The sequence below is a fragment of the Lentzea sp. genome (assembly GCF_036380075.1).
Taxonomy (GTDB): Bacteria; Actinomycetota; Actinomycetes; order Mycobacteriales; family Pseudonocardiaceae; genus Lentzea.
Map to the genome: position 1 here is coordinate 34,771 of NZ_DASVFL010000244.1, position 22,320 is coordinate 57,090.

22 protein-coding genes are annotated in these 22,320 nt (G+C 69.5%); 12 read left to right on the top strand and 10 right to left on the bottom strand.

The window, feature by feature from the left end:
* Positions 1-85: 85 nt before the first annotated feature.
* Positions 86-1,288 (top strand): amidohydrolase family protein, encoded by a 1,203-nt coding sequence (locus VF330_RS26895; protein WP_330854461.1) that lies wholly within the window; start codon positions 86-88, stop codon positions 1,286-1,288.
* 50 nt (positions 1,289-1,338) lie between these two features.
* Here VF330_RS26895 and VF330_RS26900 read toward each other — a convergent pair whose 3' ends face one another.
* Positions 1,339-2,343 carry a TerC family protein gene (locus VF330_RS26900; RefSeq protein WP_330854462.1) on the bottom strand — a complete coding sequence of 335 codons (1,005 nt, stop codon included), beginning with the start codon at positions 2,341-2,343 and terminating at the stop codon, positions 1,339-1,341.
* 359 nt (positions 2,344-2,702) lie between these two features.
* On the opposite strand from VF330_RS26900, the gene VF330_RS26905 reads away from it, so the two are divergent.
* From VF330_RS26905 to VF330_RS26915, 3 genes are read left to right on the top strand one after another with little or no spacing between them, the layout of a single operon-like run.
* Entirely contained in the window at positions 2,703-5,549 is a 2,847-nt protein-coding gene (locus tag VF330_RS26905; RefSeq protein ID WP_330854463.1) for an alpha/beta fold hydrolase, read from the top strand.
* On the top strand, positions 5,542-5,730 hold the full coding sequence (locus VF330_RS26910; protein WP_330854464.1) for a hypothetical protein: 189 nt from the start codon (positions 5,542-5,544) through the stop codon (positions 5,728-5,730). Before VF330_RS26905 ends, VF330_RS26910 begins: the two co-directional genes overlap by 8 nt.
* Positions 5,727-6,653, top strand: a complete 927-nt coding sequence (locus tag VF330_RS26915) for an ABC transporter permease (protein ID WP_330854465.1) — start codon at positions 5,727-5,729, stop codon at positions 6,651-6,653. The genes VF330_RS26910 and VF330_RS26915 overlap by 4 nt, the downstream gene beginning before the upstream one ends.
* A gap of 1 nt (position 6,654) precedes the next feature.
* Here the strand turns inward: VF330_RS26915 and VF330_RS26920 are convergent, their stop codons facing one another.
* Positions 6,655-7,047 carry a VOC family protein gene (locus VF330_RS26920; RefSeq protein WP_330854466.1) on the bottom strand — a complete coding sequence of 131 codons (393 nt, stop codon included), beginning with the start codon at positions 7,045-7,047 and terminating at the stop codon, positions 6,655-6,657.
* Positions 7,048-7,103: 56 nt separating this feature from the next.
* On the opposite strand from VF330_RS26920, the gene VF330_RS26925 reads away from it, so the two are divergent.
* Positions 7,104-7,484: a VOC family protein gene (locus tag VF330_RS26925; RefSeq protein WP_330854467.1), complete on the top strand. Its 381-nt coding sequence runs from the start codon at positions 7,104-7,106 to the stop codon at positions 7,482-7,484.
* Here the strand turns inward: VF330_RS26925 and VF330_RS26930 are convergent.
* The 4 genes from VF330_RS26930 to VF330_RS26945 all read right to left on the bottom strand — a co-directional run bounded on the left by VF330_RS26930 (position 7,481) and on the right by VF330_RS26945 (position 12,220).
* Positions 7,481-7,828 carry an MmcQ/YjbR family DNA-binding protein gene (locus VF330_RS26930; RefSeq protein ID WP_330854468.1) on the bottom strand — a complete coding sequence of 116 codons (348 nt, stop codon included), beginning with the start codon at positions 7,826-7,828 and terminating at the stop codon, positions 7,481-7,483. The two genes, VF330_RS26925 and VF330_RS26930, sit on opposite strands and share 4 nt — an antisense overlap.
* A 7-nt stretch (positions 7,829-7,835) precedes the next feature.
* Positions 7,836-8,267 carry a MarR family winged helix-turn-helix transcriptional regulator gene (locus tag VF330_RS26935; protein WP_330854469.1) on the bottom strand — a complete coding sequence of 144 codons (432 nt, stop codon included), beginning with the start codon at positions 8,265-8,267 and terminating at the stop codon, positions 7,836-7,838.
* 631 nt (positions 8,268-8,898) lie between these two features.
* Positions 8,899-11,061 carry an excinuclease ABC subunit UvrB gene (gene uvrB, locus VF330_RS26940; protein WP_330854470.1) on the bottom strand — a complete coding sequence of 721 codons (2,163 nt, stop codon included), beginning with the start codon at positions 11,059-11,061 and terminating at the stop codon, positions 8,899-8,901.
* Between the two features lie 55 nt (positions 11,062-11,116).
* The gene (locus tag VF330_RS26945) at positions 11,117-12,220 is read right to left on the bottom strand and encodes a DUF5685 family protein (protein ID WP_330854471.1); all 1,104 of its coding nucleotides are present in this window, start codon (positions 12,218-12,220) and stop codon (positions 11,117-11,119) included.
* Between the two features lie 50 nt (positions 12,221-12,270).
* On the opposite strand from VF330_RS26945, the gene VF330_RS26950 reads away from it, so the two are divergent.
* Positions 12,271-12,780, top strand: coding sequence for a DUF402 domain-containing protein (locus VF330_RS26950; RefSeq protein ID WP_330854472.1), 510 nt, complete (start codon positions 12,271-12,273; stop codon positions 12,778-12,780).
* Positions 12,781-12,868: 88 nt separating this feature from the next.
* Complete coding sequence (locus VF330_RS26955) at positions 12,869-13,387, top strand: hypothetical protein (RefSeq protein WP_330854473.1); 519 nt, start codon at positions 12,869-12,871, stop codon at positions 13,385-13,387.
* Here VF330_RS26955 and coaE read toward each other — a convergent pair.
* The 3 genes from coaE to rpsA form a co-directional block, all read right to left on the bottom strand.
* Complete coding sequence (gene coaE / locus VF330_RS26960) at positions 13,363-14,511, bottom strand: dephospho-CoA kinase (protein WP_330854474.1); 1,149 nt, start codon at positions 14,509-14,511, stop codon at positions 13,363-13,365. The genes VF330_RS26955 and coaE overlap by 25 nt on opposite strands.
* Before the next feature lie 10 nt (positions 14,512-14,521).
* Positions 14,522-15,136, bottom strand: a complete 615-nt coding sequence (locus VF330_RS26965) for a hypothetical protein (RefSeq protein ID WP_330854475.1) — start codon at positions 15,134-15,136, stop codon at positions 14,522-14,524.
* A 184-nt stretch (positions 15,137-15,320) separates the two neighbouring features.
* On the bottom strand, positions 15,321-16,814 hold the full coding sequence (rpsA, locus tag VF330_RS26970) for a 30S ribosomal protein S1 (protein WP_330854476.1): 1,494 nt from the start codon (positions 16,812-16,814) through the stop codon (positions 15,321-15,323).
* 181 nt (positions 16,815-16,995) lie between these two features.
* On the opposite strand from rpsA, the gene VF330_RS26975 reads away from it, so the two are divergent.
* The 5 genes from VF330_RS26975 (at position 16,996) to VF330_RS26995 (ending at position 21,959) form a co-directional block, all read left to right on the top strand.
* The gene (locus VF330_RS26975; protein WP_330854477.1) at positions 16,996-17,829 is read left to right on the top strand and encodes a class I SAM-dependent methyltransferase; all 834 of its coding nucleotides are present in this window, start codon (positions 16,996-16,998) and stop codon (positions 17,827-17,829) included.
* Between the two features lie 10 nt (positions 17,830-17,839).
* On the top strand, positions 17,840-18,760 hold the full coding sequence (locus VF330_RS26980) for a GNAT family N-acetyltransferase (protein ID WP_330854478.1): 921 nt from the start codon (positions 17,840-17,842) through the stop codon (positions 18,758-18,760).
* Positions 18,761-18,838: 78 nt separating this feature from the next.
* Entirely contained in the window at positions 18,839-19,474 is a 636-nt protein-coding gene (locus VF330_RS26985) for an ABC transporter ATP-binding protein (RefSeq protein WP_330854479.1), read from the top strand.
* The gene (locus VF330_RS26990) at positions 19,471-21,387 is read left to right on the top strand and encodes a YhgE/Pip domain-containing protein (protein ID WP_330854480.1); all 1,917 of its coding nucleotides are present in this window, start codon (positions 19,471-19,473) and stop codon (positions 21,385-21,387) included. Before VF330_RS26985 ends, VF330_RS26990 begins: the two co-directional genes overlap by 4 nt.
* On the top strand, positions 21,384-21,959 hold the full coding sequence (locus VF330_RS26995) for a TetR/AcrR family transcriptional regulator (RefSeq protein ID WP_330854481.1): 576 nt from the start codon (positions 21,384-21,386) through the stop codon (positions 21,957-21,959). Before VF330_RS26990 ends, VF330_RS26995 begins: the two co-directional genes overlap by 4 nt.
* A gap of 9 nt (positions 21,960-21,968) precedes the next feature.
* Here VF330_RS26995 and VF330_RS27000 read toward each other — a convergent pair whose 3' ends face one another.
* Positions 21,969-22,115 carry a hypothetical protein gene (locus tag VF330_RS27000; protein WP_330854482.1) on the bottom strand — a complete coding sequence of 49 codons (147 nt, stop codon included), beginning with the start codon at positions 22,113-22,115 and terminating at the stop codon, positions 21,969-21,971.
* Positions 22,116-22,320 lie beyond the last annotated feature (205 nt).

The following is a 22,320-nucleotide window of genomic DNA, read 5'->3' on the forward strand; positions in this document are numbered from 1 at the left end:
TGGACGCTAACAGAACTTGTTAGCAAAGCTCAGAGTTGTTTGTTGACCGATCACAAAAATTGACTCGCGGCTTAGATTTCCGCGTATGACGCGCATCGTGTTCTCTGGGGGCAGGGTCTTCACCGGCTCGACGACGGAGCCCGGCGACGTGGTGGTCGAGGGCGACCGCATCGTCGACGTGGGCACCGGACTCGACGGCGACACGGCGGTCGACGCGACCGGCCACACGATCCTGCCGGGACTGTTCGACTGCCACGTGCACTTCATGTTCAGCGGCGCCGACCTGGTGCGGTCGCTGACCACGCCGTTCTCGCTGCCGTTCTACGAGGCCATCGGGAACATGAGGGCGACACTCCAGTGCGGCATCACCACGGTCCGCGACGCGCTCGGCGCCGACCTCGGTGTCGCGGAGGCCGTGCGACGCGGCCTGGTCCAGGGTCCGCGCATGCAGATCGCGGTCAACATGGTCTCGCAGACCGGCGGCCACAACGACGACTGGATGCAGTGCGGCGCGCACATCTCCCCGCCGCTGCACCCCGGCCTCCCGAACACCGTCGCCGACGGCCCCGAGGAGCTCCGCAAGGTCATCCGCACGCTGGTCCGCCACGGCGCCGACATCATCAAGATCGCGTCGAGCGGCGGCGTGATGTCGCCGCGCAGCAACCCGCGGCACGCGCACTTCCGCGACGAGGAGATCGCGATGATCGTGCAGGAGGCCAACGCCGCGGGCATCGCGGTCATGTCGCACGCAATGAGCGGCGACGGCATCCTCACGGCCGTGCGCAACGGGGTGCGCTCCATCGAGCACGGCGTCTTCCTCACCGACGAGGGAGTCGAGGAGATGCTCAAGAACGGCACGTGGCTCGTGCCGACGCTGATGGCCCCGCGCATGGTCCTCGACCAGGCCGCGGCGGGAGCGGCGATCTCCGACGTCGTGCTGGAGAAGGCGAAGACCGTCGTCGCGCAGCACTTCCAGTCGTTCCAGAAGGCCCACCAGGCCGGGGTGAGGATCGCGATGGGCACCGACTCCGGCGTCGGCCCGCACGGCGACAACCTGACCGAGCTCACGCTGATGACCGAGTACGGCATGTCCCCCGCCGAGGCGATCCACGCGACCACCACGTCCGCCGCTCAGCTCATGCGCCTCGGCGACGACCTCGGCGAGCTCGCGCCGGGCAAGCTCGCCGACCTCGTGCTCGTGGAGGGCGACGCCGAGCAGCACGTCAAGGCCGGAACGCTCAAGCAGGCGGTCCGCGCCGTCTACCAGAACGGCGTTCCCGTCCTCTGAAACGAGAAGTGGCCCGCGTCGACGGACACGGGCCACTTCGCGGGACAGTCCTAGTGGTGCGCGTCCGCACCGATGTGCTTCGCGGCCTCCGGGTGGCGCTTCACCTTCAGCAGGCTGGCGACGGTGGTGATCGCCAGGACGCCGACGATCACCGACAGCGAGACCTCGATGCCGATGGTCGGCACGTGGTACGGCTCGCCGCCGTTGAGGAACGGCAGGTTGTTGGTGTGCAGGGCTTCCAGGATCAGCTTGACGCCGATGAAGCCGAGGATCACCGCCAGGCCGATCGAGAGGTAGACCAGCTTCTCCAGCAGGCCGCCGAGCAGGAAGTACAGCTGGCGCAGGCCCATCAGCGCGAACGCGTTGGCCGTGAACACCAGGAACGGCTCCTTGGTGAGGCCGAAGATCGCGGGGATCGAGTCGAGCGCGAAGAGCAGGTCGGTGGAGCCGATCGCGACCATCACGATGAACATCGGGGTCACGTAGCGCTTGCCGTCGATCTTGATGAACGACTTGGCTTCGTGGAAGTCGTCGGTCACCGGGAAAACCTTGCGCACCATGCGGAGCATCAGGTTCTCCTTGTACTCCTCCTCCTCGTCGTGGTTCTCCCGCGCCAGCTGCCAGCCGGTGTAGATGAGGAACGCGCCGAAGATGAAGAAGACCCAGCTGAACTGGCTGATGAGCGCCGCGCCCGCCGCGATGAAGATGCCGCGCATCACGAGCGCGATCAGGATGCCGATCAGCAGCACCTTGTGCTGGTGGATCGCGGGCACCTTGAACGTCGTCATGATGATCAAGAAGATGAACAGGTTGTCGACGCTCAGCGAGTACTCGGTGATGTACCCGGCGAAGAACTCCGTGGCGTACTGCCCGCCGGAGAAGTACCAGAGACCGAGACCGAAGAGAGCGGCCACCGCGACGTAGAAGACCACCCAGCGCGCGGCTTCACCGATCGTCACCTCATGGGGCTTTCGATCGACGATCACGAGGTCCACAGCGAGCAGAACGAGCAGACCACCGATCGTCGCGATCCACAACCATGCGGGGACGTTCACAACCCAACCTCCGGAGTTCTCAGCGCACGCCAAATGAACCCGGAGGTCTCCTCCGCCGCCGAGATGATCTCTCGAACGACCGACGGCACCGGGAGCTCCACGCCGAGCTCCGTACTGACGACACCGCCGCTTAGGGAGTACTCCCCTCCATGCTGCGTGGATGATTGTGCTCCACCATGCCCGGTTTGCGCCACACGGGGTGATCAGACGCACGCAACCAGGGATTACGGGAATAAGAACGGCTGTCGTCAGGAGCCGGACCCGCTCGACCTGAAGCACGGCTGAAGATCGATACATGCTGAGACCGCGACCGGGTCCCGACAGGTCGTTCTCAGCAAAACTCGCATATCGTCATCGCTGTGTCCCGCCTCTCCCGCCTTCGCGGCAGGTGGACGATCCCCGCATTGATCGTGGTACTCGCCCTCGTCGCAGGCGGCGTGTACTTCACTCGATCCGGGGACGACCCCGCGCCCGTCGCCTTCAAAGAAGCGAACATCGACGCACCCGAGAGCCCTGACAGCGCTCAGACGGTGACGATCGAGACCCGCCTCTACCTCCCCCAGCAGACGCCCGCGCCCGCGATCATGCTCGCGCACGGCTTCGGCGGCAGCCTCCGCAGCGTGCACACGCAGGCCGAGGAGTTCGCCCGCCGCGGCTTCGTCGTCCTGACGTGGTCCGCGCGCGGCTTCGGCCGCAGCACGGGCCAGATCGCGCTCAACTCGCTCGACCGCGAGGTCCGCGACGCGCAGAAGCTGCTCGACTTCCTCGGCACACGTGACGAAGTGCAGAAGGACAGCGGCGGCGACCCGCGCGTGGGGGTGACGGGCGCGTCGTACGGCGGTGCGCTCTCACTGCTGCTCGCCGGCGTCGACAAGCGCGTCGACACCATCGTCCCGGTCATCACCTACAACGACCTCGCGCAGGCGCTGCTGCCGAACTCGGCCCTCGCGACGCCGCGCGCGGACGCCACCCCGTCCGCCACGGCGTTCGGCGAGGACGGCGTCTTCAAGCGGTCGTGGGCCGGCATCTTCTTCTCGGCGGGCATGACGTCGATCGACCTCTCGTCCCCCACGGGTGACGCGCCCGAGCAGGGCCAGCGGGAGTCGAACCAGAACTCCGTGCAGGCCCCGGCGCAGCAGCCGGGTGGCAACTCGGGTGCCCAGGGCCTCCAGCCGCCGACGCCGTCCCTCGGCGCGTGCGGCCGCTTCACGCCCGAGGTGTGCGCCGCCTACACGGAGGTCGCGACGACGGGCCGTGCGTCGCAGCAGACGCTCGACCTGCTGCGCAAGTCGTCCCCGGTCGCCGTGACCGACCAGATCAAGCAGCCGGCGATGCTGGTGCAGGGCGAGCAGGACACCCTGTTCGGCCTCGACCAGTCCGACGCGACCGCGCGCCAGATCGCCGCGGCCGGCGGCCAGGTCAAGATGGTCTGGTACGCGGGCGGCCACGACGGCGGCAACCCCGGCACGGCGCTGCGCGGCGAGATCGCCGACTGGATGGACTTCCACCTGCGCGGCAAGGGCACCGACCCCGGCACCGGCTTCGAGTACACGGTGCAGGGCGCGTTCCGCTCCAGCGGCCAGCCCTCGCTGCGCACTGTCGTCGCACCGTCCTACCCCGGCCTCACCGGCGGTTCGACCACCGAGCGCAAGACGCTGAAGCTGAGCGGACGCGAGCAGGTCGCGGTGAACCCGGCGGGCGGCAACCCGGCGGCGATCAGCAACCTCCCCGGCCTCGGCTCGGCGCTGTCGCGGTCGTCGGCCATCTCGTCGCGGCTGGCGCTCGACATGCCCGGCCAGGCCGCGGTGTTCACGTCGGAGGAACTGACCTCGCAGGTGCTGCTGACCGGGTCGTCGACGGTCAAGCTGCGCGTCGCGCGCGGTGACCAGAGCTCCGGCGAGGCGATCCTGTTCGCGAAGCTCTACGACGTCTCCAAGGACGGCACCCGCACGCTGCCGGGGTCGATCGTCGCCCCGTTCCGCGTGGCGCTGCCCCCGGACGGGTCGGCGGCCGAGGTGACGGTGACGCTGCCGGGCGCCGTGCGGCCGGTGGAGTCCGAGCACAAGCTGGCGCTGGTGGTGTCGACGACCGACCAGGCGTTCGCGAACGCCGAGCAGCCCGCCGCGTACCGCATCTCGCTGGCCTCCGACGAGCTCTCGGTGCCCGTGGTGCCCGGCCGCAACGTGACCGAGGGCTTCCCGACGGGCGTCCTGTGGGGCATCGCGATCGCGCTGCTGGTGCTGATCGGGTCGGGCGTCATCGCCCTGTTCCGCCGCCGCATGGCGCAGGACTCGGACCCGGACCTCGCGGACGTCCCGCTGGTCATCTCGAACCTGACCAAGTCCTACCCCGGCGGCCTGACCGCCGTGAAGGACCTGTCGTTCCGGGTCGAGCACGGCATGGTCCTCGGTCTGCTCGGCCCCAACGGCGCCGGCAAGACCACGACCCTGCGCATGGTCATGGGTCTGATTCACCCGTCCGAGGGACACATCCGGGTCTTCGGCCACAAGGTGACGCCGGGTGCGCCCGTGCTGTCGCGCATCGGCTCGTTCGTCGAGGGTTCCGGCTTCCTGCCGCACCTCTCCGGCGCCGCGAACCTGAAGCTCTACTGGGCGGCGACCGGCCGTCCGGTGGAGGAGGCGCACGTCGAGGAGGCGCTGGAGATCGCGGGTCTCGGCGACGCGGTGCACCGCCGGGTGCGCACGTACAGCCAGGGCATGCGCCAGCGGCTCGCGATCGCCCAGGCGATGCTCGGTCTCCCGGACCTGCTGATCCTCGACGAACCGACCAACGGTCTCGACCCGCCCCAGATCCACCAGATGCGCGAGGTCCTGCGCCGCTACGCCGCGGCGGGCCGCACGGTGCTGGTGTCGTCGCACCTGCTGGCCGAGGTGGAGCAGACCTGTTCGCACGTGGTCGTGATGCACAAGGGCCAGCTCGTGGCAGCGGGCGAGGTCGGTGACATCGCGGCGGGCGGTGGCGAGGCGACGTTCCGCGTCGACTCCCCGTCGAAGGCGGCCGACGTCCTGCGGGGCCTCGAAGGCGTGCACGACGTGCACGAGGACGAGGACGCCGTGCACGCGTCGTTGAACGGCGTCCCGCGCGCCACCGCACTGTCGGCGCTGGTCGCCGCCGGTGTGGCGGTGGACCAGGCGGGCCCGCGCCGCAGGCTGGAAGACGCGTTCCTGGAGCTGGTCGGTGAATGACTTCCTGAAGGCAGCGGCGTCCGCCACGGCGGACGCCCCGGACCCGGCGGCGCTCGAGGCGCTGGAAGAGGCCGGCCTCGGCGTGGCGGACGAGATCGCGGAGCAGCCGCCCGTGATCAGGACCGTCATGACCGCGAACCCGAACCGCACGAAGGCACCCAGGCTGGAGGTGAACCGGTGAACGAGCACGACGTCCACACCGACCCCGGCGCGCTCACGGACATCACCGAGGCGGCCGCGCAGCAGCGCACGAGGGTGGCGCCGGACGGGTCCGCGGCGGGCTACAAGGCGCGCCGCACCCTCCCGATCGGCGTGGAGCTGCAACGGCAGATCCGCCGCCGCCGGACCCAGCTCGTGCTGGGCTTCCTGGTGCTGCTGCCGTTCATCCTGGCGCTGAGCTTCGAGATCGGTCAGTCCGACCCGAACCGCCGCTCCGGCGGCTTCGTGGACCTCGCGACCGCCAGCGGCATCAACTTCGTGGTGCTGACGCTGTTCGTGAGCGGCAGCTTCCTGCTGCCGATGATCGTGGCGCTGTTCTTCGGCGACACGATCGCGTCCGAGGCGTCCTGGTCGAGCCTCAAGTACCTGCTGGCCGCCCCGATCCCGCGGCACCGGCTGCTGCGGCAGAAGGCGATCTCGTCGGGCATCCTCAGCGTCTTCGCCCTGGCCCTGCTCCCCGCGGTGGCGCTGGGCGTCGGCCTGGCCTGGTACGGCGCGGGCGAGGTCGTGAGCCCCACGGGCGAGGCGGCCCCGTTCAGCGACGGCGTGCTCGCCGTGGCGCTGGCGGTCTGCTACATCGCCATCAACCTGTTCTGGGTGGCGGGCCTCGCGCTGTTCCTGTCCGTGACCACCGACGCGCCCCTCGGCGCGGTCGGCGGCACGGTGCTGGTGTCGATCCTGTCGCAGATCCTCGACCAGATCGAGCCGCTCGGGGACCTGCGCAACTACCTGCCGACGCACTACTCGATGGCGTGGGTCGACCTGCTCTCGACGGACATCGACTGGTCGCAGATGGCCCGCGGAACGCTCTCCGCGCTGGTCTTCGGCGGCGTCTTCACGCTGCTCGCGGCCCGCCAGTTCAAGACGAAGGACGTGACCAGCTAGGTCACTGCACGCAGAACTCGTTGCCCTCGGGGTCGAGCATCACGACCCAGTGGCCCTTGGAGTCGTGGAACTCCTGGACCTTCCTCGCCCCGAGGCCGACGAGCCGGTCAACCGCCTCCAGCCCGGCGTTCACGTCGAGGTGGAGGCGGTTTTTCGCGGTCTTGCCCTCCGGCACGCGCTGGAAGAAGAACCGCGGCCCCTTGCCCTCGGGGTCGATGATCGCCGAGTAGTCGTTGACCGACTCGAACGGGATGCCGTTCTTGACGGCGAAGTCCTCCCACGACTCGAAGCCGGGAGGCGGCGGCTGCACCACGTACCCGAGCGCGTCCGCCCAGAAGGCTGCCAGCTTGCCGGGGTCCGCGGCGTCCATGGTGACCTGGATTCCGATTGCCATGGGACGACCGTAGAGACCAATGCGGACAACCACTGTCCGGAGTAGCGTCCGGTGCCATGTTCCGTCCTGTGCACTTCGAGATCCACGCCGCAGATCCCGATCGCGCGCGGCGCTTCTACACCTCGGTCTTCGGCTGGAAGATCGAGCAGTGGGGCGACATCCCCTACTGGACGATCGTGACCGGCGAGGACGACCAGGCGGGCGTCAACGGCGGCCTGCTGCCGCGCCAGGGCCCGCCCCCGGCGGCCGACGCGCCCGTCCACGGCTTCGTCATGACGATCAGCGTGCCCGACGTCGACGCCACCATCGCGGCCATCGAGGTCAACGGCGGCACCGTGGCGCTGCCCAAGGACAAGATGCCCGGCGTGGGCCTGCTCGCCTACTACAGGGACACCGAGGGCAACATCTTCGGCATCCTGCAGCCGGAGGACCGCTAGACGGGCCGCTTGCGCTTGGGCAACCGCGCGACGACGGCCTCGTAGGAGGAGTCGACCAGCTCCAGCAGGTCGTCGTCCGGCACGGATCCCTTGAGCGCGACCGTGTTCCACCCGTAGCGCCCGACGTACCCGCTGACCGTCACGTCCCCGGGAAAGCGCTCACGCCAGGGCGCGGCGGCCTCGGCGTCGGCCCCGCACTTGAGCCCGACGGTGTGCCCGTCGAGCCCGATGAAGGCGAACGCCTTCCCGCCCACCTTGCACACCAGCTCGGCGTCGCCCCACGGGTACGTCTCCTCCGCACCGGGCTTGCCGGCGCAGTAGGCGATCAACTCGTCCAGTGTCACAAGAGGATTATCGCCCGCCGAACACACCGACGAAACGAGTGAGCAGATCGGCGAACAACGCCCGCTCCTCCTCACTCCAGTCGGCCATGGCGGTGGCACAGGCGGCCTGCCGGGCCCGGTGCAGCTCAGCCGACGTGGCCCGCCCCCGAGGCGTCCGCACGAGCAACACCCGCCGCCCGTCCGCCTTGTCCGCGACCCGCGACACCAGCCCGGAGTCCACGGCACTGGTGACGAGCTTGCTGGCACGAGGCTGATCGACGTGCAAGGCCGAGGCCACACTGGAGACAGTCGCCTGAGCACCGGACCGTTCAGCAGCCTCGACGACATCGAGCACGTCGAACGCCGGAACGGCAAGCTCGGCGAGCGCTCGACGTGACTGACTGCGCCGCATAGCGATCAGCGCCTGCTCCACCGCGGCGAGGTGGGAGTCCACATCCACCGTGCGATCATGGCCAACTTGCGCCGTGACGAAAGGTGTCAGCCGACATCTCACCCCAGAGGGGGATTTACGAGCGGCAAAACATGGGCTTAGGCACAAAAACGCTACTCACCGCACACGCCCAACTCACCGTAAGCGACAGACAAAACGAGACATGACACAAAGGACACACACAGAGCAACACGGCCAACGCCGAACGCAAGCACACAAGCACGGCCGACAGTGACGCTGCGGCTCCGAAGCCCGCCAGACGCACCCCATCGCGATGCCGAAGGCGAGCAACCGCGATGCCGAAGGCGAGCCCAAGCGATGGCGCAGCCGAGCAGTCCCGAGCACAGCGAGGCGCGGTGGTGGCTCCCCCGTCTAGCGCTCCTCAGCACTTGCCGCGCGCGAGAAGGGGTGTCAACTCGACACGCTCTTCGTCGAGTTGACACCCCTTCTCGCGTGTGGCCCGCTCTGGATCGCTAGACGGGGGAGCCACCACCGCAAACGCAACCAACAGCGCAACAGCAAGCCGCCCAACGAAACAGGCGTGCCATCTACCTACGTGCGGCGCTGGCCACGGCTCCTTTGGGAGTGCCGGGGGTGTGGGGGCGGAGCCCCCACAATCAGAGCGTCGACGCCCCCAAGATCACTTGACCCCAGCCGCGTCCATCCCCCGCAACTCCTTCTTCAAGTCCTGGATCTCATCCCGCAACCGAGCAGCCAACTCGAACTGCAGATCCCGAGCAGCGTTCATCATCTGATCGGTCAACGACTGCACCAGATCAGCGAGCTCGGACCGGGCCATCCCAGCCCGCTCATGAGACGCAACAACCCCGGAGGACCGCCCACCCTCCCCGGTGGCCCGCTTCCCACGCGACTGGTTCCGCCCGGACCCCCCGACCGGAACCTCGTCCTCGATCTCGGAGTACACCGCCTCCAGGATGTCGGTGATCTTCTTCCGCAGCGGCTGCGGATCGATCCCGCGAGCGGTGTTGTAGGCAACCTGCTTCTCGCGCCGCCGGTTCGTCTCCTCGATCGCGTGCCGCATCGAGTCGGTGATCTTGTCCGCGTACATGTGGACCTCACCGGACACGTTGCGGGCGGCACGGCCGATGGTCTGCACGAGCGAGGTGCCGGAGCGCAGGAAGCCCTCCTTGTCCGCGTCGAGGATCGCCACCAGCGACACCTCGGGGAGGTCGAGGCCCTCGCGGAGCAGGTTGATGCCGATCAGCACGTCGAACTCGCCGAGGCGCAGCTGGCGCAGCAGCTCGACGCGGCGCAGCGTATCCACCTCGGAGTGCAGGTAGCGGACGCGGATGCCCAGCTCGAGCAGGTAGTCGGTGAGGTCCTCCGCCATCTTCTTGGTCAGCGTGGTGACCAGGACGCGCTCGTCGCGCTCCGCCCGTTCGCGGATGGAGTGGACCAGGTCGTCGATCTGGCCCTCGGTCGGCTTCACGACGACCTCCGGGTCGACCAGGCCGGTCGGGCGGATGACCTGCTCGACGAACTCGCCGCCGGACTGGCCCAGCTCGTACGGGCCGGGGGTCGCGGACAGGTAGACGACCTGGCCGATGCGGTCGGCGAACTCCTCCCACGTGAGTGGGCGGTTGTCCAGCGCCGACGGCAGGCGGAAGCCGTGCTCCACCAGGTTGCGCTTGCGGGAGGCGTCGCCCTCGTACATGCCGCCGATCTGCGGGACCGTCACGTGCGACTCGTCGATCACCATCAGGAAGTCGTCGGGGAAGTAGTCGAGCAGGGTGGCGGGCGCGGTGCCGGCGCCGCGGCCGTCGATGTGGCGGGAGTAGTTCTCGATGCCGTTGCAGAAGCCGACCTGCCGCATCATCTCGATGTCGTAGGACGTGCGCATGCGCAGGCGCTGGGCCTCCAGGAGCTTGCCCTGGCGTTCCATCTGGGCGAGCGTGGTCTCCAGCTCGGCCTCGATGTCGCGGATCGCGCGTTCCATCCGCTCTGGGCCCGCCACGTAGTGCGTCGCCGGGAAGATGCGCAGCTCGCTCACCTCGCGCACCACGTCGCCCGTGAGCGGGTGCAGGTAGTAGAGCTTGTCGATCTCGTCGCCGAAGAACTCGACGCGGATCGCGAGCTCCTCGTAGGACGGGATGATCTCGACCGTGTCGCCGCGCACGCGGAACGAGCCGCGGGTGAACGACATGTCGTTGCGGGTGTACTGGACGTCGACCAGCAGGCGCAGGAACGCGTCGCGGTCGACCTCCACGCCCGTCTCCAGCGGGATCGAGCGGTCGAGGTAGGACTGGGGGGTGCCCAGGCCGTAGATGCACGAGACCGAGGCGACCACGATGACGTCGCGCCGGGTGAGCAGCGACATGGTGGCCGAGTGGCGCAGGCGCTCGACGTCCTCGTTGATCGAGGAGTCCTTCTCGATGTACGTGTCCGTCTGCGGGATGTACGCCTCGGGCTGGTAGTAGTCGTAGTAGCTGACGAAGTACTCGACCGCGTTGTGCGGGAAGAGCTCCTTCAGCTCGTTCGCCAGCTGCGCGGCCAGCGTCTTGTTCGGCGCCATGACGAGCGTGGGGCGCTGCAGCTTCTCGACCAGCCACGCCGTGGTCGCCGACTTGCCCGTACCGGTGGCGCCCAGCAGCACCACGTCGCGCTCGCCCGAGCGCACGCGCCGTTCCAGGTCGGCGATGGCCGCCGGCTGGTCGCCCGCCGGCTGGTACTCGCTGACGACGCGGAACTGCCCGTCGGTGCGCACGATGTCGCCGACGGGACGGTGCTCGGAGTGCGCCTTGACGGTGCTCTCCTCGGACGGGAGCTCGGTTGCGAATGCCACGGGAAGCACGGTACGCCGCAGGTCTGACAATTTCAGATTACGGCTGGTCAGAGCCCTAGTCGCAGGGGCAACAGCAGCAGTCGCAGTCGTTGCAGTCGCAGTTCGGGCCGCAGTCGCCGTCGCACCCGTCGCGGCGCTTGTCGCTCCACGGGCCGGGGAACGGGTCGCGGCAGCAGAACTGGCACGTCCCGCACTGGTACAGGAACGCACCGCACCCGGTGAAGCACCCGCGCGGCTGCGGCTGCCAGTTGAGCTTCGGGTACGCCCACAGCCCGCTGCCCGGGTTCGACCACGTCGGCTTGTGGGGGTCGCGGTGCTTGCGGCGGCCGAACGCCCGGACGACCGACTCCTCCAGCTCGTGCACCAGCAGCTTGTGCACCAGCCGCGAGTCGGTGAACTCGACGTCGCGCAACGCGAGCCGGATGCCGGTCAGCGCGTCCCGGCAGAGCCGGTGCGCCTCCTCGACCGACGTGCCGGTGGCGGTCAGCGGGTTCCACGCCCCGGCCGCGCGGTCCTCCTCCAGGTCCTCCACGGCGTCGACCAGGTGCGCGACCCGCCCGAACAGCCGCCCGACCTCGCGCAGCGGCTCCGCGTTGCCGGGCCGGCCCGCGAGGAGCGCCGTCTGCGCCATCGCGAACGCCGTCGCGGTCTCCGTCGGCTCCGTCACCACGAGCACCGAGCTGCCGAGTCCGGCGGAGGCCTCGACGAGGGACTGCCGCCGCACCGAGTCGACCATCACCGACGCGTCGAACCCCAGGTCGGACGCCGTTCCGAGGCCCTTGGCCTCCCAGCGCCGCGCCACCTTGCGGCCCGCCCACCCCATCCGGCCGGCCAGGCCGTCGCCGTCGTCCACGTGGTCGTGGATCTTCAGCGACGCCAGCACCAGCGACACCGACGCCGCCAGCCGCGCCCCCGACCCGATGGCCACGTCCGCGGACTTCATGCCGCGCAACGCGCACGGGCCGGCGGTCCGCCGCGACACCTCGGACTGCGCCTCGACGGCGGCAGAGACCAGCAGCCCGTCGTAGTTGGTGACGAGGCGGGCGAGGTGGCCGTGCTCGTCGCGCAACGACAGGCACATCCCGCAGAGGTGGGCGAGCCACGCGGACCGCAGCTCAGCGCCCATCCTGTTGCGGCAGGGGCGGATGATCCCGAACATGCGCGGAATCCTAAGTGGCCGGACGCCCCGGCGATGGCAGTATCGCGGACGTGGCCCACATCCATCCGCCGAAGATCGAGTACTTCGACCTGGACGCCAAGAGCAACACCGATCCGAAGGGGCAGCTGCGCAGCGTCGACGAGTTCCGGCTCACGCCCGCGGGCCTGTACATGTTCCGCCCGCTCGCGGGACATCCGAAGATCAGCCACTTCGAGAGCTGGTTCCTGCCGAAGCTCGGCCTGCGCGTCACGCGCCAGTCGTGGCACCCCGGTCACGAGCTCGACTTCGACTTCTACGTCGACGTCGTGGAGATCAACGCGATCGGCAGCGTCTGGAAGACGACGGATCTCTACCTCGACCTGATAGTCCGGACGGGTCGCAGCGTGACGGTTCTCGACACCGACGAACTGATAGCGGCAATGCAGCAGAAGCTGCTTTCTCCGGAACGCGCGCAACGAGCATTGGAGACCACCTACTCGGCGGTGTCCGGAATTTCAGCGCACGGTCACGATGTGGTGCGTTGGCTCGCCTATTCGGGTTGTCCCACGACCTGGCGTTGATATACGCAGCGTAGTCGTCACCTGACCGTGACGTAACAAATCAGTCCAGCGTGTAACTGGCAGCATATGTGTGACTACCCTCGGCGCCGTGGGAGCGGTCACTACACCTCAGCTCGTCGATGTCGTCGACACCTGGTCGGGTGTCCGTGCGTACTCGTCCGGCGGCACACGGACACTCGATCTGTGCGAGGTCGAGCGCTGGGGCCTGCGGATCGAGCAACCCACTCCCGAGGACCCCTTCTCGGACGCCGAGTTCACCTGGCTGATGCCGGACCTGGGGCTGCGCCTCACGACCCACCGCGGCCGCTCGCGCCACTCGCGCAGCAGCCCGAGCATCCTGTCCGCGGTGCGGGTGGAGTGCGACAACCGCCACTGGCGCACCACGGACCTGTTGCTGGGCCTGGCGATCCACGGCGGCTCGACGCCCCGCATCGTGCGCACCGAGGAGTTCGCCGCCGCCGTGGCGGGCCGCGTGCTGCGCCCCGGCGACGCCGACCAGGCGCTGCGCACCGTCCACCGCGCCCTCGAAGAGCTGAGCAACGTCAACCACAACCTGACGTCGTGGCTGACGTGGCACGGCATCTACGACTCCTGGCCGCCCCTGTAGGCCTCGACGCGCGCCGCGGCCGCCGCCATCCACGGCTCCTTCGCCTCGCTGTAGGCGAACCCGTCGGTCTCTGCCGCGAACCGCTCCGACAGCTCCAGTTTGAGCGCCGCGTACTCGTCCCGCGCCTCGACGTCGCCGCGCAGCCAGTCGCGGAAGTCGGCCGCCCACCGCCAGTTCGCCGCGCCCTCGACGCGCAGGTGCAGGTGCACCCGCCGCCCGGGGTCGGCGCCGGCGTGCAGCCGCTTGTCCCAGCTCCCCTCGCCGCGCGGCGTGTCCACGAGCGGCCCCGCGTACGGGAAACCGGCCTGTCCCAACGCCTCGCGCACCGAGTCGGCGGCGTCCATGTCCTCGACGGCGAGCTGGAAGTCGAGCACGTCCTTGGCTGCCAGACCGGGCACGGACGTCGACCCGATGTGCTCCACCCGCCGACCGCCCGCGGCCAGGCTGATCCGCCGGGCGATCCGCTGCGCCTGCGCGGGCCACGTCTCGTCGTAGGGCACGACCACGGGCGACCCGGACGCGTAAGTCTGCGTCCGCACGTTCTTCTCGAAGCCCACCAGCCGGTCCCACAACGCCGAGACGTCCGGGACCTCGCCGCTGTTGTCGAGCCACACGTCCGCGACGGCCCGCCGTTGCTCGTCGGTGGCCTGGGCGGCGATCCGCTTCTCGGCGTCCTGGCGGTCCATCCCCCGGCTGCCGACCAGCCGCCCCAGCCGCGTCTCGGTGTCCGCGTACACCACGACCACCAAGTGGTAGACAGCGGCGATGTCGCGCTCCACCAGCAATGGGATGTCGTGCACGACGATCGCGTCCTCGGGCGCCTCGGCCATCCGCTGCCCGGTGAGCGCCCCGATGCGCGGGTGCGTGATGCCGTTGAGCGTCTGCCGGGCCTCCTCGGTGGCGAACGCCTTGGCGGCCAGCGCGGCCCGGTCGAGCGTGCCGTCGTCGTGCAGGACGTCCGCGCCGAAGGCCTTCACGACCTCCGCGAGTCCCTCGGTACCGGGTTCCAGCACCTCGCGTGCGAGCTTGTCCGCGTCGACGACGATGGCACCGCGCTCCGCGAGGAGCTTCGCGACAGTCGACTTCCCGGACCCGATCCCGCCGGTCAACCCCACCCTGAGCATGCGGCCCAGGTTAGACGGGCGGCGTCATCGACTGCTGGGCGAGTACGGGCAGGATCGCGACGAGCTTGTCGGCGGGGATGAAGTTGTTGCGGTTGCGCACGACGAACGTCGACTTGCCGAGCGACCCGATCAGCAGCTGCTCGTCCTTGCCCTCGACCAGCGTGCCCTTCTGCTTGCCGACGTCGACCTCGGTGATCTTGGCCCCTTCACCGCGCTCGGCCTCGACGCTCTCGGCGACCCGCGTGCGCGCCGTGGCCTCGTCCGTGTAGGTCGACAGGCCGATGACGATCTTCGCCTCGGTGAGGCCCTTCTTCTCGGGGATGCCGTAGTAGCAGTCGACCTTGCCGGTCTTGCCGATCCCCGGTTCCTTGACGCCGATGATGATCCGCGGCTCGCCGGGCATCTCCTGCCCGGTGGTGGCGTTCATGACCTCGGCCGGCACGACGAGCTCGCAGTCGTCGGGCAGCGGCCGGTCCACCATCAGCGGCACCCGCGACGGCGTGGTCGGCGGCGTGATCTTCGGAATCTGGGGCGGCGGCGCCTGTGTCTGCGGCCCGGTACCCGCACAACCGCAGACCGACAACGCGACCGCGCCGAGCGCGACGAAGATCCTGTTCCCACGCATAGGTTTGTCAACCTACACAACGAGGTTCGGCCTCCACCACAGAGTGAACGGGTGAGCGGTGGCGTGTCGCCGGAGCGGGCTGAGCGCGGGCGGGCGAAGTGTCACGTCAACGGATCCGGGACACGCGAAAGGCCCCCGCGCCGGAGCGCGGGGGCCTTTCTCAGAGCGTCTGGCTAGGCCGGACTCACATGCCGCCCGACAGCTTCTCGCGGAGAGCCGCGAGCTGCTCGTCGGAGGCGAGCGTGCCACCGGACTGGGCCGGGGCGCCGACCGAGGTGGTGCCCGAGGTGTCGCCACCGGAGGTGTAGTTGCCCGCACCCTCCGCCGTCGCCTCTTCCTCGGCCTCGGCGGCCTTGCGGATCTGCTTCATGTGGGCCTCGTAACGAGTGTGCGCCTCGGCGTACTGGCGCTCCCACTCCTCACGCTGCTTGTCGAAGCCCTCGCCCCACTCCTGCGACTCCGGGTCGAAGCCCTCGGGGTAGATGTAGTTGCCCTGGTCGTCGTACTCGGCGGCCATGCCGTACTGGGTCGGGTCGAACTCGGAGTCGACCGTGAAGCCCTCGTTGGCCTGCTTGAGCGACAGCGAGATCCGGCGACGGTCGAGGTCGATGTCGATGACCTTGACCATGACGTCGTCGCCGACCTGCACGACCTGCTCCGGGATCTCGACGTGGCGCTCGGCCAGCTCGGAGATGTGGACCAGGCCCTCGATGCCCTCGTCCACGCGGACGAACGCACCGAACGGAACCAGCTTCGTGACCTTGCCCGGCACGATCTGACCGATCGCGTGGGTGCGGGCGAACTGGCGCCACGGGTCTTCCTGGGTCGCCTTCAGCGACAGGGAGACGCGCTCGCGCTCCATGTCGACGTCGAGGACCTCGACCGTGACTTCCTGACCGACCTCGACGACCTCGGACGGGTGGTCGATGTGCTTCCAGGACAGCTCCGAGACGTGGACGAGACCGTCGACGCCACCCAGGTCCACGAAGGCACCGAAGTTGACGATCGAGGACACGACGCCCTTGCGGACCTGGCCCTTCTGCAGCTGGTTGAGGAACTCGCTGCGGACCTCGGACTGGGTCTGCTCGAGCCACGCGCGGCGGGACAGGACCACGTTGTTGCGGTTCTTGTCCAGCTCGATGATCTTCGCCTCGAGCTCGCGGCCGACGTACGGCTGGAGGTCGCGGACGCGACGCATCTCGACGAGCGAGGCGGGGAGGAAGCCGCGGAGGCCGATGTCGAGGATGAGACCACCCTTGACGACCTCGATGACCGTGCCCTTGACGGGCTCGTCCTTCTCCTTGAGGGCCTCGATGGTGCCCCACGCGCGCTCGTACTGGGCGCGCTTCTTGGAGAGGATCAGGCGGCCTTCCTTGTCCTCCTTCTGGAGAACAAGCGCCTCGACCTCGTCACCAACCTTGACAACCTCGTTGGGGTCGACGTCGTGCTTGATCGACAGTTCGCGCGAGGGGATGACGCCCTCGGTCTTGTAGCCGATGTCGAGCAGGACCTCGTCCCGGTCGACCTTGACGATCGTGCCCTCAACGATGTCGCCGTCGTTGAAGTACTTGATCGTCTTGTCGATAGCTGCGAGGAAGTCCTCCTCCGTCCCGATGTCGTTGATCGCGACCTGCTTCGGCGCAGCGGCAACGGGGGCGGTGGTGGTGTCGGTGGACATTAGGTAGGTGGCTCCGGTACGGATTGGCATCGATTGGCTGGTGGTGGTGCGCGCGCAGCGACCCGGAAACCTTGGCTCCGAACAGTTTCTGGATCATGGGCAGCGCTAACCCACTACGCACGCGATATCGTACGCGGCCGCGAGACCCGCAAGCAAACCAGCCCCCATGTGAAGGAGCGGTGTGTCCAACCAGCACGCGAGCGCGGAGCAGGCGCTCGGCACGACCGGCATCGTCAAGCGCGGAGCGGACGCCGCGGAGTCCCGCCTGGCGAACCGGATCTGGTGGGACGCGGACGCCGACGACTACCACGAGACGCACGGCGACTTCCTGGGCGCGGCGGACTTCGTCTGGTGCCCGGAGGGCCTGCGCGAGGAGGACACCCGGTTCCTCGGCGAAGTCGCTGGTCAGCGCATTCTGGAGGTCGGCTGCGGCAGTGCGATGTGCGCGCGCTGGCTCAAGGCCAACCACGCCGAAGTCACCGCCTTCGACATCTCCGAGGGCATGCTCCGGCACGCCCGCAAGCACAACGCCGAGACCGGTGTCGACGTCCCCCTGGTGCAGGCCAGCGCCGACCAGCTGCCGTTCCGGGACGCGAGCTTCGACGCCGCCTGCTCCGCGTTCGGCGCCGTGCCGTTCGTCGCGGACGTCGGTGAGGTCTTCGGCGAGCTGGCCCGCGTGCTCAAGCCGGGTGCGAGGTGGGTGTTCGCGGTGAATCACCCGATGCGGTGGATCTTCCCCGACGACCCCGGCCCGCTCGGCCTCACGGTCACGCAGTCCTACTTCGACCGCACCCCCTACGTCGAGGTCGACGACGAGGGCCGCGCCACCTACGTCGAGCACCACCGCACGCTCGGCGACTACGTCCGCGCGCTCACGGCCACCGGGTTCGTCGTCGAGGACCTGGTCGAGCCCGAGTGGCCGGCCGGGCACACCCGCAACTGGGGCCAGTGGAGCCCCCTGCGCGGCAAGCTGTTCCCCGGCACCGCGATCTTCCGGACCCGCCTGACGTCGTAACCTCACGCGCATGACCTCGGCACGCGGACTCGTGGCGGCCCAGTCAGCACGTTTCGCGTCGCTGGACCCCCTGTTGCCGCCGGCCGCCGAACCACCGGTGGACGGGCACGTCGTCACGGCGGCGCTCCCGGACGGCGCGCGCGTCGCCGGGGTCGTCAGCCACCAGAGCTTCGAGCCGCACTCGATCACCCGGCTGTGGTCGGCCGCGGAGGTGTGGGAGCTGCTGCCCCTGGTGGGCACCGCGCAGGGCATGGACGCGCTCCTCACCCGGTGGCGCGAGCACCTCGACACGCAGGAGATCGGCGAGGACACGGCGTGCGTCGTGCACTGGCCGAGTCGTGACACGGTGGCGGCGCGCGCGTTCCTCGACCACGGCCTGGTGCCGCTGTCCGTGCTCGGCGTCCGGCTGCGGGCTCCCCAGCCGCCGCTCCCCCGCACGCTCACGATCCGCCGCGCCACCCCGCACGACCTCGAACCGGTGCTGGAGCTGTCGCTCGCGGAGCTGGAGTACTCGTCGTCCGTCGGCTCGACGGTCGTGCGCCCGGACGCCGCCGCGGTCAAACGGCACGCGCTGGCCGAACGCCTCGCCAACGCCAGCCCGATCTGGCTCGCCGAACGGGACGGCATCGCGGTGGCGCTGGCCGAGTGCGCGATCGTGTCGTCCGAACCGGGCACGGCCGCGGCGGTGCGGCTCCCGCGCGGCCGCTGGGGGTACGTGAACTGCGTCTCGGTGCTGCCGGGCGCCCGCGGCTCGGGCATCGGCCAGCAGCTCGTCGCGCACGTCCACCAGGAGCTGCACCGGATGGGCACGGTCGGCACGTACCTCTACTACAACCCGCCGAACCCGCTGAGCAGCGTGTTCTGGCCGCGTCAGGGCTACCGGCCGCTGTGGACCGTCTGGGAAGTACGCCCCGCCTCCGCCCTTAGGTGACCTATGTCCGAGTTGCAGAGCACCCCTGCCTGGAGGAGTATTTGTACTGACCGGTCAGTTTAAATGGAGGGTAAAGCCGTGGAGATCCACGCCAGCCGCGCAGGCGTCACCGGGGCTCATGGTCCCCTGCTCCGGCCGACCTCGCTGACCGTGCGGCCGGGCGAGCTGACCCTGGTGGCGGGCGAGCCCGGCACCGGGCACACCGCGCTCGGCCTGCTGCTCTCCGGCCGCATGAAGCCCTCGACGGGCGCGGTCTCGCCGGACGCGAGGACGTTGCGCAAGCAGGTCGTGCTCGTCGACGCCCCCGAGGTGAACGAGCCGGAGGAGTCGCTCAGCCTGGCCGCGGTCGTCGGCGAGGAGCTCGCGATGAACCGCATGCCCTCGGGCAAGAAGGCGGTGCACGACTGGCTGGTGGAGCACGCCGCCGACGAGCACGCCTCCGAACGGTTCGAGAACGTGCCGGCGCGGACGCGGTGCTCGGTGCTGCTCGGCCTGGCCGCCGCCCGCCCCGGCGTCACGACGCTGATCCTCGACTCCCCCGACCGCTACCACCCCGACCCGCGCGAGTGGTTCGCCCTGGCACACGACCACGTGACCCCCGATCGGGCCGTCGTCGTCCTGTGCTCGAACACCTCCGCCCAGATCCTCGACATCCCGCACGCGCGCCTTGGTGAGGACAACAACGACGACAGCAAGATGGAGATCACCGCATGAGCGCCCTTCGCATGGCCTTCAACGAGCTCCGCCGGATCACCTCCGGCAAGCTCCCCAAGCTCGCCGTCCTGGCGCTGGCGCTCGTGCCCCTGCTGTACGCGTCGCTGTACCTGTACGCCAACAAGGACCCGTACGCGAACCTCGACAACGTGCCCGCCGCGCTGGTCGTCAAGGACAAAGGGGCCAAGGACGTCAACGCCGGCAAGGAGGTCTCGGACGAGCTCCTCAACGGCAGGAAGTTCAACTGGAAGGTCGTCGACGACGCCGACGAGGGCGTGCGCAAGGGCCAGTACGTCTTCGCGCTGACGCTGCCGGAGGACTTCTCCGAGGCGCTCACGTCCGCGGAGCAGAACAAGCCGCGCCAGGGCGTGCTGACGCTGACGACCAACGACGCCAACAACTACCTCGGCAGCACGATCGCGAACCAGGTCGTGTCCGAGGTGCGCCGCGCGGTGACGGCCAAGGTCTCCACCGAGGCCGCCGACAAGCTGCTGCTCGGCTTCTCCACGATCCGCCAGGAGACCACCAAGGCGGCCGACGGCGCGACCAAGCTCGCCGACGGCGCCGCGCAGCTGCGCAACGGCGTGAACGACCTCGACAGCGGCCAGCGGCAGCTGCTCGACGGCGCCACGCAGGCGGCCAACGGCGCCGTGCAGCTCCGCGACGGCACGCACCAGCTGCGGTCGCAGACCTCGGTCCTGCCCGACAGCACCCGCCAGCTCGCGGGTGGCGCGCGTCAGGTCGCGAACGGCAACGAGACCGCGGCGACCCAGGCCGAGGAGTACGCGAAGAAGGCGCAGGCGCTGGTCGGCGTGCTCGACCAGGCCGACGGCGACATCGCGACCCGGTTGCGCGCCCTGGGCTTCACCGAGGACCAGGTGCAGCGCGTGCTCACCACGATCGGCCAGGTCCGCAAGCCCGTCGACGACGCCAACGGCAAGGTCCAGGGCGCGGCGGGCGACCTGCGCAAGCTCTCGAACGGCGCGGACCAGGTGGCCGACGGCGCCGAGCTGCTCGCGTCGAAGATGCCCGCTCTGGTCGACGGCGTCGGCAAGCTCGACGAGGGCGCGACGAAGCTCGCGGACGGCACGGCGCAGCTGCGGGACGGCGAGCAGAAGGCCGTCGACGGCACCACCAAGCTCAAGGACGGCGCGAACCAGCTCGCCGACGGCTCCGCCCAGCTCCGTGACGGCCTCACCGGTGGCGTGGACAAGATCCCGAACGCCGACGACCCGACGCGGGCCGCGATCGCGCAGGCCATCGGCGACCCGGTGGCGGTGCGCGGCCTGTCCCAGACGAAGGCCGCCACGTACGGCGCGGGCCTCGCCCCGTTCTTCCTCGGCCTGGCGACGTGGATCGGCGCGTTCGTGCTCTTCCTGCTGCTGCGGCCGCTCTCACGCCGTGCGCTCGCCGCGGGTCAGTCGGCTCTGCGCGTGGCGTTGGGCGGATGGCTGCCCGGTGCGTTGCTCGGCATCGTGCAGGTGCTCGTGATGTTCACGGTCGTGCGGTTCGTCGTGGACATCGAGCCGTCGAACCCCCTCGGCACGTTCGGGTTCCTTGTGCTCATGTCACTGACGTTCGTCGCGATTCTGCACGCGCTCAACGCCGCGTTCGGCGCCGTCGGCAAGTTCCTCGGCCTGATCCTGCTGATCCTGCAGCTGGTCAGCGCGGGTGGCACGTTCCCGTGGCAGACGATCCCGGTGCCGCTGTACCCGCTGCACTACGGCCTGCCGATGGGCTACGCGGTCGACGGCCTGCGCCACCTGATGTACGGCGGTGACCTCGGCATCGTGGGCCACGACGCATTGATCCTTCTCGCCTGGCTGGTCGGGGCCCTAGCCTTGACGTCCGTGGCGGCCTACAGGCAACGGGTGTGGACGGTGTCGAAGCTGAAGCCGGAGCTCGTGCTGTGAGCGCGCGGACGACGGCGACGAAGCAGAAGCTCTTCGACGCGGCGCTGAAGCTCGTCGGCGAACGCGGCGCGGCCTCGGTGACGGTCGACGAGATCGCCGCGGAGGCCGGTGTCGCCAAGGGCACGATCTACTACAACTTCGCGTCGAAGGACGCCCTGGTCGAGGCGCTGCTGCACCACGGCGTGGAGATCCTCGCGAGCCGGCTGCGCTCCGCCGAGAGCGCCGACGACTCGCTGGAGGCGCTGGTCGACGAGATGCTCGGCTTCTGGGCCGAGTACCCGGCGTTCGGCCAGCTGCTGGTCTCCGAGCTGTGGCGCACGCCGGGCCAGTGGCACGGCACCCTCTCGCTGCTGCGCGACGACATCGTGTCGATCGTGCGCGGCCAGATGAAGCGCCTGTCCGACGCCGGTCGGCTGCCCGAGGGCGTCGAGGTGGGCACGGCGTCGGCGGCGCTGTTCGGCACGCTGCTCGTGATCGCCCTCGACTGGCAGGTGTTCCAGCCGGAGCGGTCGCGGGCGGAGGTGCGCGAGTCGGTCATGCTGCTGGTGCGGGGCATGCGTTCGGCGCGCTGACCCGCGCGGTCACGCGCTGACGGGAACGGCTTCCTGCATCCCGGCGACCCGCTCGATCATCCGCGCCGCCAGGACGGCCGCGACGACCTGCACCAGCAGCGCGACGAAGGCGGCGGCCAGGACCGTGGCCTCGACGACGGAAGTCCACAGCAGCACGGCGGTGATGACCTATCGCCGCGGATCGAACGCGCGTCAGCGGGTGTCCTCGTGGTGCAGCGATGGCGGCCGCCCCTCCAACGCCCGTTCGACGGCTTCGAGCACCGCACGGCTCGTGCGCTGCGACGCGTCGTGGGCGAAGTGTCCGAGCAGGACCTGTTGCGTGGGGTGCGGCAGCACGGGATCCGGCACCGGCGCGCACGTG